Source organism: Micromonospora sp. NPDC005979 (genome assembly GCF_040614415.1).
Lineage (GTDB): Bacteria > Actinomycetota > Actinomycetes > Mycobacteriales > Micromonosporaceae > Micromonospora.
On the sequence record NZ_JBEXUR010000007.1, the window covers coordinates 224,413 to 239,310 of the forward strand.

The 14,898-nt window shown below is 70.7% G+C and carries 13 protein-coding genes; 4 read left to right on the forward strand and 9 right to left on the reverse strand.

What is annotated here, in order from left to right; translation table 11 throughout:
• Window positions 1-45: 45 nt before the first annotated feature.
• Together ABZ272_RS14465 and ABZ272_RS14470 are read right to left on the reverse strand one after the other, a co-directional pair.
• Window positions 46-873 (reverse strand): ABC transporter permease, encoded by an 828-nt coding sequence (locus tag ABZ272_RS14465; RefSeq protein WP_355050407.1) that lies wholly within the window; start codon window positions 871-873, stop codon window positions 46-48.
• Window positions 870-1,835 carry an ATP-binding cassette domain-containing protein gene (locus ABZ272_RS14470; RefSeq protein WP_355050408.1) on the reverse strand — a complete coding sequence of 322 codons (966 nt, stop codon included), beginning with the start codon at window positions 1,833-1,835 and terminating at the stop codon, window positions 870-872. The genes ABZ272_RS14465 and ABZ272_RS14470 overlap by 4 nt, the downstream gene beginning before the upstream one ends.
• A gap of 92 nt (window positions 1,836-1,927) precedes the next feature.
• On the opposite strand from ABZ272_RS14470, the gene ABZ272_RS14475 reads away from it, so the two are divergent.
• On the forward strand, window positions 1,928-2,266 hold the full coding sequence (locus tag ABZ272_RS14475) for a hypothetical protein (protein ID WP_355050409.1): 339 nt from the start codon (window positions 1,928-1,930) through the stop codon (window positions 2,264-2,266).
• Here ABZ272_RS14475 and ABZ272_RS14480 read toward each other — a convergent pair.
• The 6 genes from ABZ272_RS14480 to ABZ272_RS14505 all read right to left on the reverse strand — a co-directional run bounded on the left by ABZ272_RS14480 (window position 2,263) and on the right by ABZ272_RS14505 (window position 9,641).
• On the reverse strand, window positions 2,263-3,468 hold the full coding sequence (locus ABZ272_RS14480) for an ROK family transcriptional regulator (protein WP_355050503.1): 1,206 nt from the start codon (window positions 3,466-3,468) through the stop codon (window positions 2,263-2,265). The two genes, ABZ272_RS14475 and ABZ272_RS14480, sit on opposite strands and share 4 nt — an antisense overlap.
• A gap of 169 nt (window positions 3,469-3,637) precedes the next feature.
• Window positions 3,638-4,744, reverse strand: a complete 1,107-nt coding sequence (locus ABZ272_RS14485) for a sugar-binding protein (RefSeq protein WP_355050410.1) — start codon at window positions 4,742-4,744, stop codon at window positions 3,638-3,640.
• A 51-nt stretch (window positions 4,745-4,795) separates the two neighbouring features.
• Entirely contained in the window at window positions 4,796-6,094 is a 1,299-nt protein-coding gene (gene mmsB / locus ABZ272_RS14490; protein ID WP_355050411.1) for a multiple monosaccharide ABC transporter permease, read from the reverse strand.
• Window positions 6,091-7,638 carry a multiple monosaccharide ABC transporter ATP-binding protein gene (gene mmsA / locus ABZ272_RS14495; protein ID WP_355050412.1) on the reverse strand — a complete coding sequence of 516 codons (1,548 nt, stop codon included), beginning with the start codon at window positions 7,636-7,638 and terminating at the stop codon, window positions 6,091-6,093. The genes mmsB and mmsA overlap by 4 nt, the downstream gene beginning before the upstream one ends.
• Window positions 7,639-7,689: 51 nt before the next feature.
• A complete protein-coding gene (locus tag ABZ272_RS14500; protein ID WP_355050413.1) occupies window positions 7,690-7,914 on the reverse strand; it encodes a hypothetical protein in 225 nt (74 codons plus the stop codon).
• A gap of 548 nt (window positions 7,915-8,462) precedes the next feature.
• Complete coding sequence (locus ABZ272_RS14505; RefSeq protein WP_355050414.1) at window positions 8,463-9,641, reverse strand: alcohol dehydrogenase catalytic domain-containing protein; 1,179 nt, start codon at window positions 9,639-9,641, stop codon at window positions 8,463-8,465.
• Between the two features lie 157 nt (window positions 9,642-9,798).
• On the opposite strand from ABZ272_RS14505, the gene ABZ272_RS14510 reads away from it, so the two are divergent.
• Complete coding sequence (locus ABZ272_RS14510) at window positions 9,799-11,478, forward strand: ATP-binding cassette domain-containing protein (RefSeq protein ID WP_355050415.1); 1,680 nt, start codon at window positions 9,799-9,801, stop codon at window positions 11,476-11,478.
• Window positions 11,468-12,916 carry an aminotransferase class V-fold PLP-dependent enzyme gene (locus tag ABZ272_RS14515; protein WP_355050416.1) on the forward strand — a complete coding sequence of 483 codons (1,449 nt, stop codon included), beginning with the start codon at window positions 11,468-11,470 and terminating at the stop codon, window positions 12,914-12,916. The genes ABZ272_RS14510 and ABZ272_RS14515 overlap by 11 nt, the downstream gene beginning before the upstream one ends.
• A gap of 14 nt (window positions 12,917-12,930) precedes the next feature.
• Here the strand turns inward: ABZ272_RS14515 and ABZ272_RS14520 are convergent, their stop codons facing one another.
• On the reverse strand, window positions 12,931-13,329 hold the full coding sequence (locus ABZ272_RS14520; RefSeq protein WP_355050417.1) for a hypothetical protein: 399 nt from the start codon (window positions 13,327-13,329) through the stop codon (window positions 12,931-12,933).
• 293 nt (window positions 13,330-13,622) lie between these two features.
• Here ABZ272_RS14520 and ABZ272_RS14525 point away from each other — a divergent pair, with 293 nt between their 5' ends.
• Window positions 13,623-14,879, forward strand: a complete 1,257-nt coding sequence (locus ABZ272_RS14525; protein ID WP_355050418.1) for a family 16 glycosylhydrolase — start codon at window positions 13,623-13,625, stop codon at window positions 14,877-14,879.
• Window positions 14,880-14,898 lie beyond the last annotated feature (19 nt).

Here is a 14,898-nt window from a genome sequence, read left to right on the forward strand (position 1 = left end):
TCGCCGGAGCCACGGGGGCCCCGGCGATCACCGGTTACGCGTGCCTCAGCGGCCCAGCCGCCGGTAGCGGGCCACCGAGAGCGGCAGGAACACGGCCACCAGCGCGATCGGCCAGGCCACGGCCAACCAGAGGTAGTGCTGCGCGGCCCACGAGTCACCACCCCAGCCCGGGTTGCCGAACAGTTCCCGGGCGGCGCCGACGGTCGCCGACAGCGGGTTCCAGGCGGCCACCGCGCCGAGCCAGGCCGGCATGGTGGACGGCGCGACGAACGCGTTGGAGAGGAAGCCGAGCGGGAACTCCAGGGTCTGCACGGCGGCCACGGCCGTCTGCCCCCGGGTGACCAGGCCGAGGAAGATGCCGACCCAGACCAGGGCGAAGCGCAGCAGCAGGATCAGTCCCACCGCGCCCAGGGCGGCGCCGACGTCGCCGTGTGCCCGCCAGCCGACGGCGAGGCCCGTGGCCAGCAGCACCGCGAGGGTGACCAGAGCGAAGAGCAGGTCGGTGACCGCGCGGGCGACGAGCGGGGCGAGTGGTGCGACCGGCATCGAACGGAGCCGGTCGGTCACCCCACGCTCCAGGTCGTCGGCGACGGCGATCGTGGTGAGGCTGATGCCGAACACCATCGTCATCACGAACATGCCGGGCATCAGGAACTCCCGGTAGCTGCCCCCGTCGGGGACCTGCATCGCCCCGCCGAACAGGTAGGCGAAGATCAGCACGATCAGGATATTGAAGCCGAGCGAGGCGACCAGCGGCCCGGGGTCACGTCGCCACCGGGCCAGGCCACGCCAGACCAGGGCGCCGCTTTCTGTCAGGGCAGCGGGCCGGCCGGGCGTCAGGTCCACGGTCGCGGGCGGGTGTGTGGCGCTCACGCGGTCACCTCCGCGGTGGCCAGACCACCCGTGACGTGCAGGAAGACGTCGTCGAGGGTGGGCCGCCGCAGAGCGATGTCGACCACCGTGACCTGTGCGGCGTCGAGTGCCCGCAGCACCTCGATGAGCGCGCCGGCCCGGTGCCCCACGCCGGCGCTGACCGCCCGCCGGTCCACGTCGACGGTCGGTTCGTCGGCGACCACCCGACGCACCTGCGCGACGGCGATCGCGAGGTCGGCGGGCTCCCCCACGACCACCTCGATCCGGTCGCCACCGAGCCGCGTCTTCAGCTCGTCGGGGGTGCCTTCGGCGACGATGCGCCCGGCCTCGACCACCGAGATCCGGTCGGCGAGCTGGTCCGCCTCGTCCAGGTGCTGGGTGGTGAGCAGGACGGTGGTGCCCGCGCGGACCAACCCGCGGATCGACTCCCACACCTCGTTGCGGCCGCGCGGGTCCAGCCCGGTTGTCGGTTCGTCGAGGAACAGCACGGCGGGGGCCAGGACCATGCCGGCGGCCAGGTCCAGCCGGCGACGCATGCCCCCGGAGTACGTGCTGACCGGCTGCTCGCCGACGTCGGCCACACCGAACCGTTCCAACAGCTCGACCGCCCGCTGCCGGGCCCGGCGACGACCCAGGTGGGACAGCAGGCCGAAGAGTACGAGGTTCTGCCGGCCACTGAGCGCCTCGTCCAGCGCGGGATGCTGCCCCACCAGGCCGATCCGGTAGCGCACCTGGTCGGGCTGGCGGGTCACGTCGAACCCGGCGACCTCGGCGTGACCCCCGTCCGGGCGCAGCAGCGTGGACAGGATCCGTACCGACGTGGTCTTGCCGGCCCCGTTGGGGCCGAGCAGGCCACACACCGTCCCGCTGCCCACCTCCAGGTCGAACCCATCCAGGGCCAACCGGTCCCCGTACCGCTTCCGCAGCCCCCGCACCACTATCGCCGCACCGCTCGTCGTCACACCCGTCCCCTTCCCACCGCCGAACACCGGAGGCCTACCGTACACGATACGGTAGGTCGTACGGGATTGATGGATCGACTAGCGTCCGCGGCATGACGATCTCGTTGGACGGCCGGCGATTCGCCGCGGTGACGGACGTGGTGGCCGGTGAGGTCGGCACCGAGACGGTCTTCACCTACCACGAGCGGGCGGGCGAGGTCTGGGCCGAGTACGCCGGTGGGTCCATCCGACGCGGCTGTCTCGTCGGCACCCGCGACGGCGACCGGTTGGACTTCCGCTACGTCCAACTCAATGCCGAGGGCCAGACATCCTCCGGCCACTGCGTCTCGCAGGTGCGGGTCCGGGCCGACGACCGCCTGGAGCTGCACGAGTCCTGGGCCTGGGAGTCCCGCCCGGGCAACGGCACCAGCGTGGTGCGGGAGATCGGCTAGGGCCGGTCGACGGAGCCCGACTGGCCGGCGACGCCGACGTTGAGCGGATCGGCCAGCAGCTTGTCGAAGGCCAGCTCGGCGGCCCCGATCAGGACGGCGTCCCGGCCGAGAGCCGCAGCCCGCAACCGCAGGTGCTCACGGGAGGCCGGCAGCGGCATGGCGTCCAGCCGACGCCGAACCGTGTCCGCCCCGGCGATGAAGATGTCGCGCAGCGAGCCACCGAACACCACGGCGTCCGGGTTGACCACGTTGACCAGGTTGGCGACGCCGAACCCGAGCCAGTCGGCGACCCGCTCGACGGAGGCGCGGGCGGTCGCGTCGCCGTCCGCCGCCGCGAGCAGCACGTCGGCCACAGCGGCGCGGTCGTCGGGGTCGCGGCCGGCGTGCCGCAGCAGCGCGGCCTCGGAGATCTCGGTCTCCCAGCAACCACGGGAGCCGCAGCCGCACGGCAGGCCGTTCGGGTTGACGACCATGTGGCCGACCTTGCCGCTGTGGCCCCGGTGGCCGATCATCAGTCGGCCGCCGACCACGATGCCGGCGCTGATGCCGAGGTCGCCGTGCAGGTAGATGAGGTCGTCGATGCCGGGGGCCACGCCCCGGATGTGCTCGGCCAGGCCCGCGATGTCGGCCAGATCGCCGGCCACGAATCCTGGGCAGTCGGTCAGCTCGGCCTCGAGGGCGGCGCTCAGGCCCTCCTCGACGCCGACGATGCGCAGACCGCCGTCGGCGTCGCGGGTGGTGTCGGTGACGGCGACCGCGCCGCCGACCAGCAGCGCGTCGGAGGCGGCGCCGCGCTCCATCCCGCGCACGAGGTCGGCCAGGGGGCGGACGGCGTCGACGGCCGACATGCCACCGGGACGGGGTGCCTCCCGCAGGTCGAGGATGCGACCGCCGAGGCCGATCCGCGCCGCCCGCAGTCGGTCCGCGTCGATGCTGAGCGCGTGCGCGTACACCCGGTCGGAGCGGGGGCTCACCACGAGGGAGGGGCGGCCGGCGCGGCGGGTCGTGGCCGGCGCCTCCTCGGTGACCAGACCGCTGGCGGTCAGGTCGGCGGCGAGGGCGCCGATGGTGCTGCGGTTCAGGCCGAGACGGCTGGTCAACTCGGCCCGCGACGTCGGCCCGTGCAGGTGCACGTAGCGCAGCACGGCGCCGAGGTTCTGCCGTCGGATCTCCTCCTGGCTCGCGCCGGGGACCGGGGGCAGTGGGGTGTCGACGGTACGACCGGCGCCGGCTGGCCTGGACCGAACGGGTGTCGCCACGGTCAGACCTCCTTCACGGGTCGGTGCCGGGTGAACGATGGGGCGCGGACGACGATGGGTCCCGGAAGAGGAGATCCGGGACCCATCGGCGGTGCTGCCTACCGTGTGGTGATTACTTGGTGAGCGGCGCGAGCTTCGGGTCGTTGGCGTACGCCTCGGCCGCGTTGGCCTTGGTGACGGCGACCGGCGGGAGCAGGAACGTGTCGACGACCTTGCTGCCGTTGTTGTAGGACTTGGTGTCGTTCACCTGCGGGGTGTTACCGGCCTGGAGAGCCTTGACCATGTTGATGGTCTCCTTCACCAGGTTGCGGGTGTCCTTGTTGATCGTCATGTACTGCTCGCCCTTGACGATCGACTTGACCGACTCGACCTCGGAGTCCTGACCGGTGACGACCGGGGTCGGCTTGCCAGCGCCCTTGACCGAGGTCAGGATCGCGCGGGCCAGGGTGTCGTTCGGGGAGAGGACGCCGTCCAGCTCCTTGTTGCCGTAGGTCGAGGTCAGCAGCTGGTCCATGCGGGCCTGCGCACCCTCGGCCTTCCAGCCCTGGATGGCGGTCTGCTTGACGTCCTTCTGACCCGAGGCGACGACGACGTTGCCCTTGTCGATCTCCGGCTTGAGCACGTCCATCGCGCCGTTGAAGAAGACACCGGCGTTGTTGTCGTCCGGCGAACCGGAGAACAGCTCGATGTTGTACGGGCCGTTCGGCTTCTTGGCCTTCATGCCGTCCAGCAGGGCCTGGCCCTGGAGCTGGCCGACCTTGAAGTTGTCGAACGCGACGTAGTAGTCGAGGTCCGGCGTGTTCGTGATGAGGCGGTCGTACGCGATCACCTTGGCACCGGCGGCGTGCGCCGCGGCGACCTGGGTCGCCAGCTGCGCGGCGTCGGTCGCGCCGATGACGATGACCTTGGCGCCCTTGGTGGTCATGGCGGTGATCTGGGCCTGCTGGTCGGCGACCGTGGTCGACGCGCCGGCGTACTGCACGTCAGCCTGGAAACCGGCCTCCTTGAGACCGTTGGTGAACAGGTCACCGGCGAGGACCCAGTTCTCCGAGGTCTTGGCCGGCAGGGCCACGCCGATCAGCGAGTTCGCCGCGAAGCCCTTGGCGTCGCCGCCACCCGAGCTGCCGGAGTCGCCGTCGCGGCCGGAGCCGCAGCCGGCCAGGGCCAGCATGGCAGCGGCGCTGATGGCCACCACCGACGAGCCGAAGATTTTACGCATGGTGAGGACTTGCCTTTCTGGATGTGAGACGGGTGGAGAGGTCGGTGGCCGTCAGCCGGACACCGCTGCCTTGGCGGGCTCGCGCTCCGCGTCCGGCGGTGAGGCGGGTGGTGCGGAGTCCTCGCGGCGGAACGGCCGCATCAGGCTCCCGATGATGGAGAAGCGCCCCTGGCTCTTGTTGTAGACGTCGATCGCGACGGCCAGCAGCAGGACCAGGCCCTTGATGATCTGGACCTTGTCGGTGCCCACGCCCTCGAGCTGGAGGCCGTTGTTGAGCACGGCCATCACCAGACCACCGACGATGGAGCCGCTGATGGTGCCGATGCCGCCGGCGACAGCCGCGCCACCGATGAAGACAGCGGCGATGGCGTCCAGCTCCCAGCCGTTACCGTCCTGCGGCCCGGAAGCCTGCGAACGGGCCACGAAGATCATGCCGGCCAGCGCGGCCAGGACGGACATGTTCATCATGACGAAGAAGTTGACCCGCTTGAGCTTCACGCCGGACAGCTCGGCCGCCCGGGAGTTGCCGCCCACCGCGTAGATGTGCCGGCCGCCGGCCGTGTTGCGGGTGTAGAAGGAGTACGCGATGACCAGCGCCACGAGGATGATGCCCGAGATCGGGAAGCTGGTGCCGACGCGACCACTGGCGAAGCGCAGCGCCGCGAAGGCGATCACCCCGACCATGACGGCCATCCGCAGGATCGAGATCCACAGGGGCGCCGGGTCGGCGTCCATCGCCCGCCGGGTGTTGCGGGCCCGGATCTCGCGCCACACCACCGCCACCGCGGCGGCCAGACCGAGCAGCAGCGTCGCGTTGTTGTAGCCGGTGTTCGGGCCGAACTCGGGCAGGAAGCCCGAGCCGATCTCCCGGAAGCCCTCCGGCACCGGAATGCTCTGCGCGTTGCCGATGAACTGGTTGCCACCGCGGAAGAGCAGCATTCCCGCCAGGGTGACGATGAATGCCGGCACCCCGATGTAGGCCACCCAGAAGCCCTGCCACGCGCCGATCACCGCGCCGATGGCGAGGCCGAACACGATGGCGGCGGGCCAGGGCAGATCCCACTCGGTCATCGACTTGGCGACCAGGATGCCGGTGAATGCCGCGACCGAGCCGACCGAGAGGTCGATGTGCCCGGCGACGATCACCATGAGCATGCCGATGGCCAGGATCAGGATGTACGAGTTCTGCTGGAACAGCGCGATCAGGTTGTCCGACCGCAGCGTCAGCCCATTGGTCCAGATCTGGAAGATCAAGACGATCGCCACCAGGGTGAAGATCATCCCGAACTGGCGGGCGTTGGAGGTAGTGCCTCCAAACAGGTTCTTCTGAAGGTCTCTGATACGGCTCATCGGGTGGCCAACTTCTTCGTCGAGGTCATCTGCTTCATGAGGGTTTCCGGGTTCGCGTCCGCCCGGGCGATCTCGCCCGTGATGGCGCCTTCGAAGACGGTGTAGATGCGGTCGCAGAGCCCGATCAGCTCAGGCAGCTCCGAGGAGATGACGACAACGCCCTTCCCCTGGTCGGCGAGCCGCTGGATGATGCCGTAGATCTCGTACTTCGCACCCACGTCGATGCCGCGGGTCGGCTCGTCGAGGATCAGCAGGTCCGGGTCGCTGAACATCCACTTGGCCAGGACGACCTTCTGCTGGTTGCCGCCCGAGAGCTTGGAGACGCCCTCGTCGACCGTCGGGGCCTTGGTCCGCAACTCCTTGCGGTACGCCTCCGCCGCCTGGTACTCCTCGACCTCGCTCAGGACGCCGTGGTGCGAGATCTTGGACAGCTTGGCGGCCACCGTCGACGTCTTGATGTCGTCGAGCAGGTTGAGGCCGAGCGCCTTACGGTCCTCGCTGACGTACGCGAGGCCGTGGTCGATGGCGTCCGCCACCGACTTCAGGACGATCTCCTTGCCGTCCTTGATGATCGTGCCCGACTCGTACACCCCGTAGGAGCGGCCGAAGACGCTCATCGCGAGTTCGGTGCGGCCCGCGCCCATCAGGCCGGCGAAGCCGACGATCTCGCCGCGGCGCACCACGAAGCTCTCGTTCTTGCAGACCTGGCGCTCGGCGGAGATCGGGTGCCGGACGTTCCAGTTGCGCACCTCGAAGAAGACGTCGCCGATCTTCGGGGTGTGGTCCGGGAACCGGCTGCTCAGCTCGCGGCCGACCATGCCCCGCACGATCCGGTCCTCGTCGACCCCGTCCGCCTTGACGTCGAGGGTCTCGACGGTCTTGCCGTCCCGGAGGATGGTGATCTGGTCGGCGATCGCCTCGATCTCGTTCAGCTTGTGCGAGATCATGATCGAGGTGATGCCGCGGGAGCGGAAGCCACGCAGCAGGTCCAGCAGGTGCCGGGAGTCGGCCTCGTTGAGCGCGGCGGTCGGCTCGTCCAGGATGAGCAGCTTGACGTCCTTGGCGAACGCCTTCGCGATCTCCACGAGCTGCTGCTTGCCGACGCCGATGTCCTTGACCAGGGTGTCCGGGTCCTCCTCCAGACCGACCCGGGCCATCAGGTCCAGCGCCATCCGGTTGGCGGCCTTCCAGTCGATCGCGCCCCGCTTGCGCGGTTCGTTACCGAGGAAGATGTTCTCGGCGATCGACATCCCGGGAATGAGCGCCAACTCCTGGTGGATGATCACGATGCCGGCGCCCTCGCTCGCCCGGATGTCGGAGAACTTGCTCTCCGACCCCTGGTAGACGATCTGGCCGTCGTAGCTGCCGTACGGGTAGACCCCGCTGAGCACCTTCATCAGCGTGGACTTGCCCGCACCGTTCTCGCCACAGATGGCATGGATCTCGCCGGCGCGAACCACCAGGTTGACGTCGGAGAGGGCCTTGACTCCGGGGAACTCCTTGGTGATGGAACGCATCTCAAGGAGGATCGGCACGTCGCTCATCGCTCGTACCACCTCGCCAACGTCATCGGTTGCCTCCGGAAGGTTGAACCTTCACTTGGTTTTGTTGTTGACGGCAACGTATTGCGGTGAGCAGGCCATCCGCAAGGCGAGGCGGTGTTGAAAATGTAACAATCCGGCAATATAGACGAAGCAGAGTATTCGCCCGTCACGCCGGTCCCACAAGTCGCCGATGGCACCATGGACCGCTCCTGGCAACGTTGTCAAATCCGGAGTCGACGTCCCATCCGCGCCGATCACCGCAAGCAGGCTCGCCACCAGGCACGATCCGCTCCAGCAGGCGCGGACACCCGTGCGCCCCGGCCGAAGTGCCATCGAACGGTGATGATCGAGCCATGAGGCCGGCGACCCGTCCAGCATGCCTCGGCCGGCCCCGCCCTGCGATGTGACCCACGCCTCCACCGAGCAAAGCGATCAACGGCCGCCGCCCCACACGCCCCCGCCCCACCCCGCCCCGCCTCGCCTCGCCTCGCCTCGCCTCGCCTCGCCCCGCCGATCATGGAGTTGTGGTGGGTGACAAAGCGCGCGTCAATCTCCAAACCCGGCGCCACAACTTCATGATCGACGGGGGCGCGCGGTGATCGCCCACGATCTTGCACTTACTGTCGCGGCATAGCGGGCATTCCGCTCATGTCGACGACAGAAAGTGCAAGATCGGCGGGGCGAGGGCGGGGGTGGGGCGAGGGCGGGGGCGGGGGCGGCCGGGGGCGGGCGGGTGGGCGGGCGGGTGGGTGGGGGCCGGGCGGGATTCCGTCTGCGGAGGGGGCTGATGGCCGGTTGGTCCGGGTCGGTGGGGGGTCGATCGGTCAACTGGGGTGCAGCACCGCCTTGATCACCCCGTCCTCGCGGCGGTCGAAGCTGCGGTACAGCCCCGGCGCGTCGTCGAGGACGCCGTGGTGGGTCACGATCACACCGGGCCGGGCGTGACCGGCGACGACCATGTCCCGCAGCAGCACCGTGTAGCGACGATCGTGCGTACGACCGAACCGCACGGCGACGCCCTTGGTGAACAGCGTCCCCCAGGGCGCGACGAGATCCTCGCGGCCGCTCGCGCCCGACCGCGGGTGCAGGTCCTTCTCGGGGTAGACGCCCGCCACGGCGATCGAACCGGCGGGATTCACCAGCCGGGCGGCGTCGGCGATCACCTGGTCCGGGCGTTCCTGGTCGGGGTGCTCCCGGTCGCGCGCCTGGAAACCGACCGCGTCGATGACCCGGTCGATCCCGCCCAACTTCTCCTCGCCCAGCGGCAGACCGGCCCGCGCGCGGTCGGCGCGGATCTGCTCCACCGGGTCACCGAGGCGGAAGTCGACCGGAACCGCGCCGAGCTCACCGGCCTTGTCGAGCCGGGCATCCACCCCGTCGACGCAGTAGACGACCCGAGCGCCCCGCAGCAGCGCCGAGTACGCGCCGAGCAGACCGATGGTGCCGGCGCCGAACACGGCCACGGTGTCGCCGGCCTGCACCTCGGCGAGGGTCGCCGCGGCGTGCCACCCGGTCACGAACGCGTCGGCGAGCAGCACGAAGTCGTCCTCGTACGCGTCGCCCGGCTCTCCCGGCACGGGCACGCAGTTCGCGTCGGCCCACGGCACCCGCAGCAGGTCGGCCTGGGCGCCCCGGTACGGACCCATCCCGGCGTAGCCGTAGGCGGCGCCCGGCCCCTCGGCCCGCGCCCGGAGACAGGCCGCCGAGAGCCCCCGGGAGCACATCACGCAGGTGCCGCAGAACAGGTGCGTGGGGATCACCACCCGGGTGCCGGGACGCACGGTCTGCACCGCCGAGCCGACCTCCTGCACCACACCCAGCGGCTCGTGGCCGAACACCAACCCCGGTTCGGCGCCGGTGCGCCCGTCATACATGTGCAGGTCCGTGCCGCACAGGGCGGTGGACGTGATCCGCACGAGCGCGTCCGTCGACGCCTCGATCCTCGCGTCGGGCACCTCCCGTACCGCGACGTCCCGGACGTCCACGTAGACGACGGCCCTCATACCGGCTCCCCCTCAGGTGGTGGAGCGTCGGTCTTCCCCCGGTCGGCCGATTCATGCCAGGGCGATCGACGGGTGGGACGGTTCGCCGCGCGACGTAGCATCGGCGAAGCACGATGTCAGGGGCACCACCTCGCCGACCGGATCGGGCACCTTCGACATGACGACCGAACAGACCACGGCTCCACCGCGCATCGGCGTCGGCATCGTGGCCCGTGACCTGGGGGCGACCGTCCGAGGTGGACGCCGCGTCCTCGACGACATCTCCCTGACCGTCGCGCCGGGCGAGCTGGTCGCGATCATCGGGGTCAGCGGCGCGGGCAAGACCACCCTGTTGGAGACGCTGGCCGGGGTCCGCCGACCGGCGGCCGGCACCGTGACGTACGACGATGACGGTGTCCCGGGCACGGTCGGCTTCGTTCCGCAGGACGACATCATCCACCGCGAGCTACCGCTGGCCCGCACCCTGCGGTACGCGGCCCAGTTGCGCCTGCCGTCGGGGACCGGCCCGGCCGAGGTGTCGCGCCGGGTGGCCGAGGTGCTCGCCGAACTGCGGCTCAGCGAGCGGGCCGACGTGCCGGTGGGCCGCCTCAGCGGCGGCGAGCGCAAGCGGGCCAGCATCGCCGTCGAGCTGCTGACCCGGCCCGGCGTGTTCTTCCTCGACGAGCCCACCTCCGGGTTGGATCCGGCGATCGCCGTGGACCTCCTGCGGGCGCTGCGGACGCTCGCCGACGCCGGCGCGACCGTCGTGCTCACCACCCACCAGGTCACCGACGTGGACCGTTGCGATCGAGTGGTCGTGCTGACCCGCGAGGGCCGGTTGGCGTTCGTCGGGACCCCCGCCGCCGCCCGGGAGTTCTTCGGCCTGCGGTCCCTCGCGGAGGTCCACCTGCTGCTCGACGAGGAGTCCGACCAGGCCGTCTGGCCCGAGCGCTTCGCCGCGTCCCGCGCCGTTGGACCGACCGCCACCACGGGCGACCCAGGCGGCAGGGGTCCGGGGCGGCCGGTCGGCCGGCTGCGCCAGTGGTGGGTCCTCGCGGCGCGCAACGCGGAGATCGTCGCCCGCAACCGGCTGACGCTGGCGATCCTGCTCGGCTCACCACTGATGGTGCTGGGGATGTTCGCGCTGCTGTTCCGACCCGGTGCGTTCGACCCGGCGAGCCCGAGCCCGACCGTCACCGTGATGATCGTGTTCTGGATCGCGTTCGGCGGCTTCTTCTTCGGCCTGACCTACGGTCTGCTCCAGATCTGCACGGAGCTGCCGATCCTGCGCCGGGAGCGCCTGGCGGGTGTCCGGCTGCTGTCGTACCTGATGGCGAAGATCGCGGTGCTGCTGCCGCTGCTCGCCCTGGTGGACCTGGCCCTGCTCGGGGTGCTGCGCGGCATGGACCGACTGCCGCCGGTGGGCGGCGGCGACTTCGCGGCCCTGTACGCGACCCTGCTGCTCTCCTCGGCGGCCGCGCTCGCGCTCGGCCTGCTCTGCTCAGCGGCCGTCTCGGACGCGGCCCAGGCGACCCTCATGCTGCCGATGCTGTGCTTCCCGCAGGTGTTGTTCGTCGGGGCGATCCTGCCGGTGCCGGCCATGGCGGACGGCGGCCGGTGGCTCAGCTACGCGATGTCGAACCGCTGGGCGTTCGAGGGGTTGGGGCACACCGCCGGGGTGGAACGGCTGTGGCGCGAGGGCGCCTCCCCGCTCGGCCCGCCGCTGCTTGCCACGTACGGCGACAGCTTCTCCCGGCCGGTCTGGGTCGACTGGCTGGTACTCGGCGGGTTCGTGCTGCTCTCGCTCGCCGCCACCTGGGCGGTGCTGGTGCGGCGGGAGGCCCGCCGTGCGGCCTGAGCACGCCCCTGCCCTCTCGCCGACGGCCCTGCCCGGGTACGCGGACACCGCGCGGATCGACGAGTTGCGCGCCACCGAGTACCCGCACCTCGACCGGAACGGTCAGGTCTACCTCGACTACGCCGGCGCCGGGGTGTGCGCACGGGCCCAGGTGCGGGCGCACCACGACCGGCTGCTGGCGGGCCCGTACGGCAACCCGCACTCGGAGAGCCCGACCAGCGCGGCGGCCGGCTCGCTGGTGGAGTCGGCCCGGCGGGCGGTGCTCGATTTCTTCTCCGCCGACCCCGCCGAGTACGCGGTGGTCTTCACCCCCAACGCCAGCGGCGCGTGCCGGCTGGTCGGCGAGGCGTACCCCTTCGGACCGACCGCAGCCTTCGCGCTGACCTGGGACAACCACAACTCGGTCAACGGCGTCCGCGAGTACGCCCGGGCGGCCGGCGCGGCGGTGCGGTACGTGCCGTTGAACGGCCCGGAGTTGCGGGTCGCCGAGGCCGACCTGGTCTCGGTGCTCGACGCCGGCAGCGGGGTTCGGTCCGGCCGCCGTGGGCTGTTCGCCTACCCGGCGCAGAGCAACTTCTCGGGCGTGCAGCATCCTCTGGAGTGGGTCGAGCTGGCCCACCGGCACGGCTACGACGTGCTGCTGGACGCCGCCGCGTTCGCCGCCACGAACCGGTTGGACCTGCGCGTCGTCCGGCCCGACTTCGTCTGCCTGAGCTGGTACAAGCTGTTCGGCTACCCGACCGGCGTCGGCGCGCTGCTGGCTCGTCGTGACGCGCTGGCGCGACTGCGTCGTCCGTGGTTCGCCGGCGGCACCATCCGGGCGGTCAGCGTGCAGGGTGACTGGCACCGCTCGATGGACGACGAGTCGGCGTTCGAGGACGGCACGCTCAACTTCCTGAGCATCCCGGACGTGGAGTTCGGACTGCGGTGGCTCGACTCGATCGGCGTGGATCTCGTGCACACCCGGGTGGGCCTGCTCACCGCTTGGTTGCTGGGCCGCCTGACCGCGCTGCGGCACCGCACCGGCCAGCCGCTGGTGCGGGTGTACGGGCCGGCCACGGGCGAGGGCCGGGGCGCGACCGTGACGTTCAACGTGCTGCGGCCGGACGGCACGCCGGTCGACGAGCGGCTCGTCGCCCGGGAGGCCGCCGCGGCGGGCTTCTCCCTGCGGACCGGGTGCTTCTGCAATCCGGGTGCCGGCGAGGGGGCGTTCGGGATCACCCGGCAGACGCTGCGGCGACGTCTGCTCGCCCAGATCGGCACGATCGACGAGTACCTCGACGCGCTGGCGCTGCCGACCGGCGGCGCGGTCCGGGTGTCGTTCGGGCTGGCGTCGACGGCGGCCGACGCAGAACGCCTCGTCGCCTTCGTGGAGTCGTCCTACCTGGATCGGGACGGTGATGCCGGGCCGCCGCTGCCGCCCCGGCTCCGCTGCTGACGTGCCCTTCGGGGCTAGCCGACCTGGGCCACCGGCGCCGGGCGGTGCGTGATCTCCTCCATGAACGCGAACCGGGCGGTCAGCTCGGCGAGGGTCGCCCCCTCCCGCCAGGCCGAGGCAACCTGGGCGACCTGGACCAGGTCCATGCAGTCGCCGCGGGCCAGCACCTCGCCCGCGGAGCGGACGTCGATCATGAAGTATCGGGCCTGCGAACCCAGCCCGACACAGACCACGCCCTGATCGGAGTGCAGCTCGGCGCAGGTGAACCGGGCACGTCCCTGCTCGGGTGCGGTCACCCGGCCGATGTCGAGCCGGTGGCGGTCGGCGGTCTCGATGAGCGCGGGGGCCAGGCCACCCCGCTCGACCAAATCCGGGTAGAGGCGCACACCCAGCGCCGTCGACGCGTCGCTCATGACTGACTCCCACTTCCTTGTGACAGAGACCAGCAGCACGCAGGTTACGGGGAGGTTTCCTGCGGACCTCGTCATCCTGTCCCGCGTGGACGCTCCACGGCAATAGGAAGTGTCGATTCGACCGCTATCGAGGGGTGCGATCGGGCGGTAACGGACCGTCGCGGCATTGGAAACACTCTTGACAGAAAGGGCGCCACATAGACATGCTTCGCTTGGAGAGCGCTCTCCGCGCTCCTTCGCCGCGCCGCCTCCGACGCGCCGTCCCCGCTACCCACCTCGCCGAGGAGCCTCCCGTGTTCACAGCCCGACCAACCTCCCGCAGCCGCCCCCTCCTCCTCGCGGCGGTCGCCCTCGTCACCACTCTCGCCGCACTCACCGTCCCGGGTCAGTCCGACCGCGCCGAGGCCGCCATCGGCGGAATCACCTGGCAGGACGAGTTCAACGCCCCGGCCGGTACGCCCGTCGATGCGAACAAGTGGCGCTTCGACATCGGCGGCGGGGGCTGGGGCAACAACGAGCGGCAGTACTACACCAACAGCACCAGCAACGCCGTACATGACGGCCAGGGCAACCTCGTCATCACCGCCCGCCGGGAGAACCCCGCCAACTACCAGTGCCACTACGGCCGCTGCGAGTACACCTCGGCCCGGCTGCTGACGGCGGCGACCTTCACCCAGACGTACGGCCGCTTCGAGGCCCGCATCAAGATCCCGCGCGGTCAGGGCATCTGGCCGGCGTTCTGGATGCTCGGCACGGGCGGCGGGTGGCCCGACTCCGGCGAGATCGACGTCATGGAGAACATCGGCCGGGAGCCCAACACCGTCTACGGCACCATTCACGGCCCCGGCTACTCCGGCAGTGGCGGCATCACCGGCAGCCGTACCATCGGCAGCCCGCTCGCCGACGGCTTCCACGACTACCGGGTCGACTGGGAGCCGGGTGCGATCACCTGGTACCTGGACGGGGTGCAGTACCACCGTGTCGACCCGGCCCGCCTCGGCGGCAACCGCTGGGTGTACGACCACCCGTTCTTCATGATCCTCAACGTGGCGGTCGGCGGAAACTGGCCCGGCTACCCGGACGGCTCCACCCAGTTCCCGCAGCAGATGCTCGTCGACTACGTCCGGGTGTCGAGCTACACCTCCGACGGCGGTAACCCGCCGTCCGGCACCACGCGGATCCGGGGAGCGCAGAGCGGACGCTGCATCGACATTCCGAGCGCCAACCCGGTCGAGGGCGCCAAGCTCCAGATCTGGGACTGCAACACGACCGCGGCGCAGGCGTGGACCTTCGCCTCCGACGGGACCGTCCGGGCGATGGGCAAGTGCATGGACCCGGCCTGGGCCGGCACGGCCAACGGCACCGAGGTCAACCTGGTCAGCTGCAACGGCAACCCGGCCCAGCGCTTCACCCTCAACGGCGCGGGCGACCTGGTCAACCTCAGCGCCAACAAGTGCGTCGACGTACGCGAGGCGAACCCCAACAACGGCGGCAAGCTGCACCTGTGGGACTGCCTCGGCGCGTCCAACCAGAAGTGGTCCCGCTTCTAAGCGGACCGGCGTGAGCGAA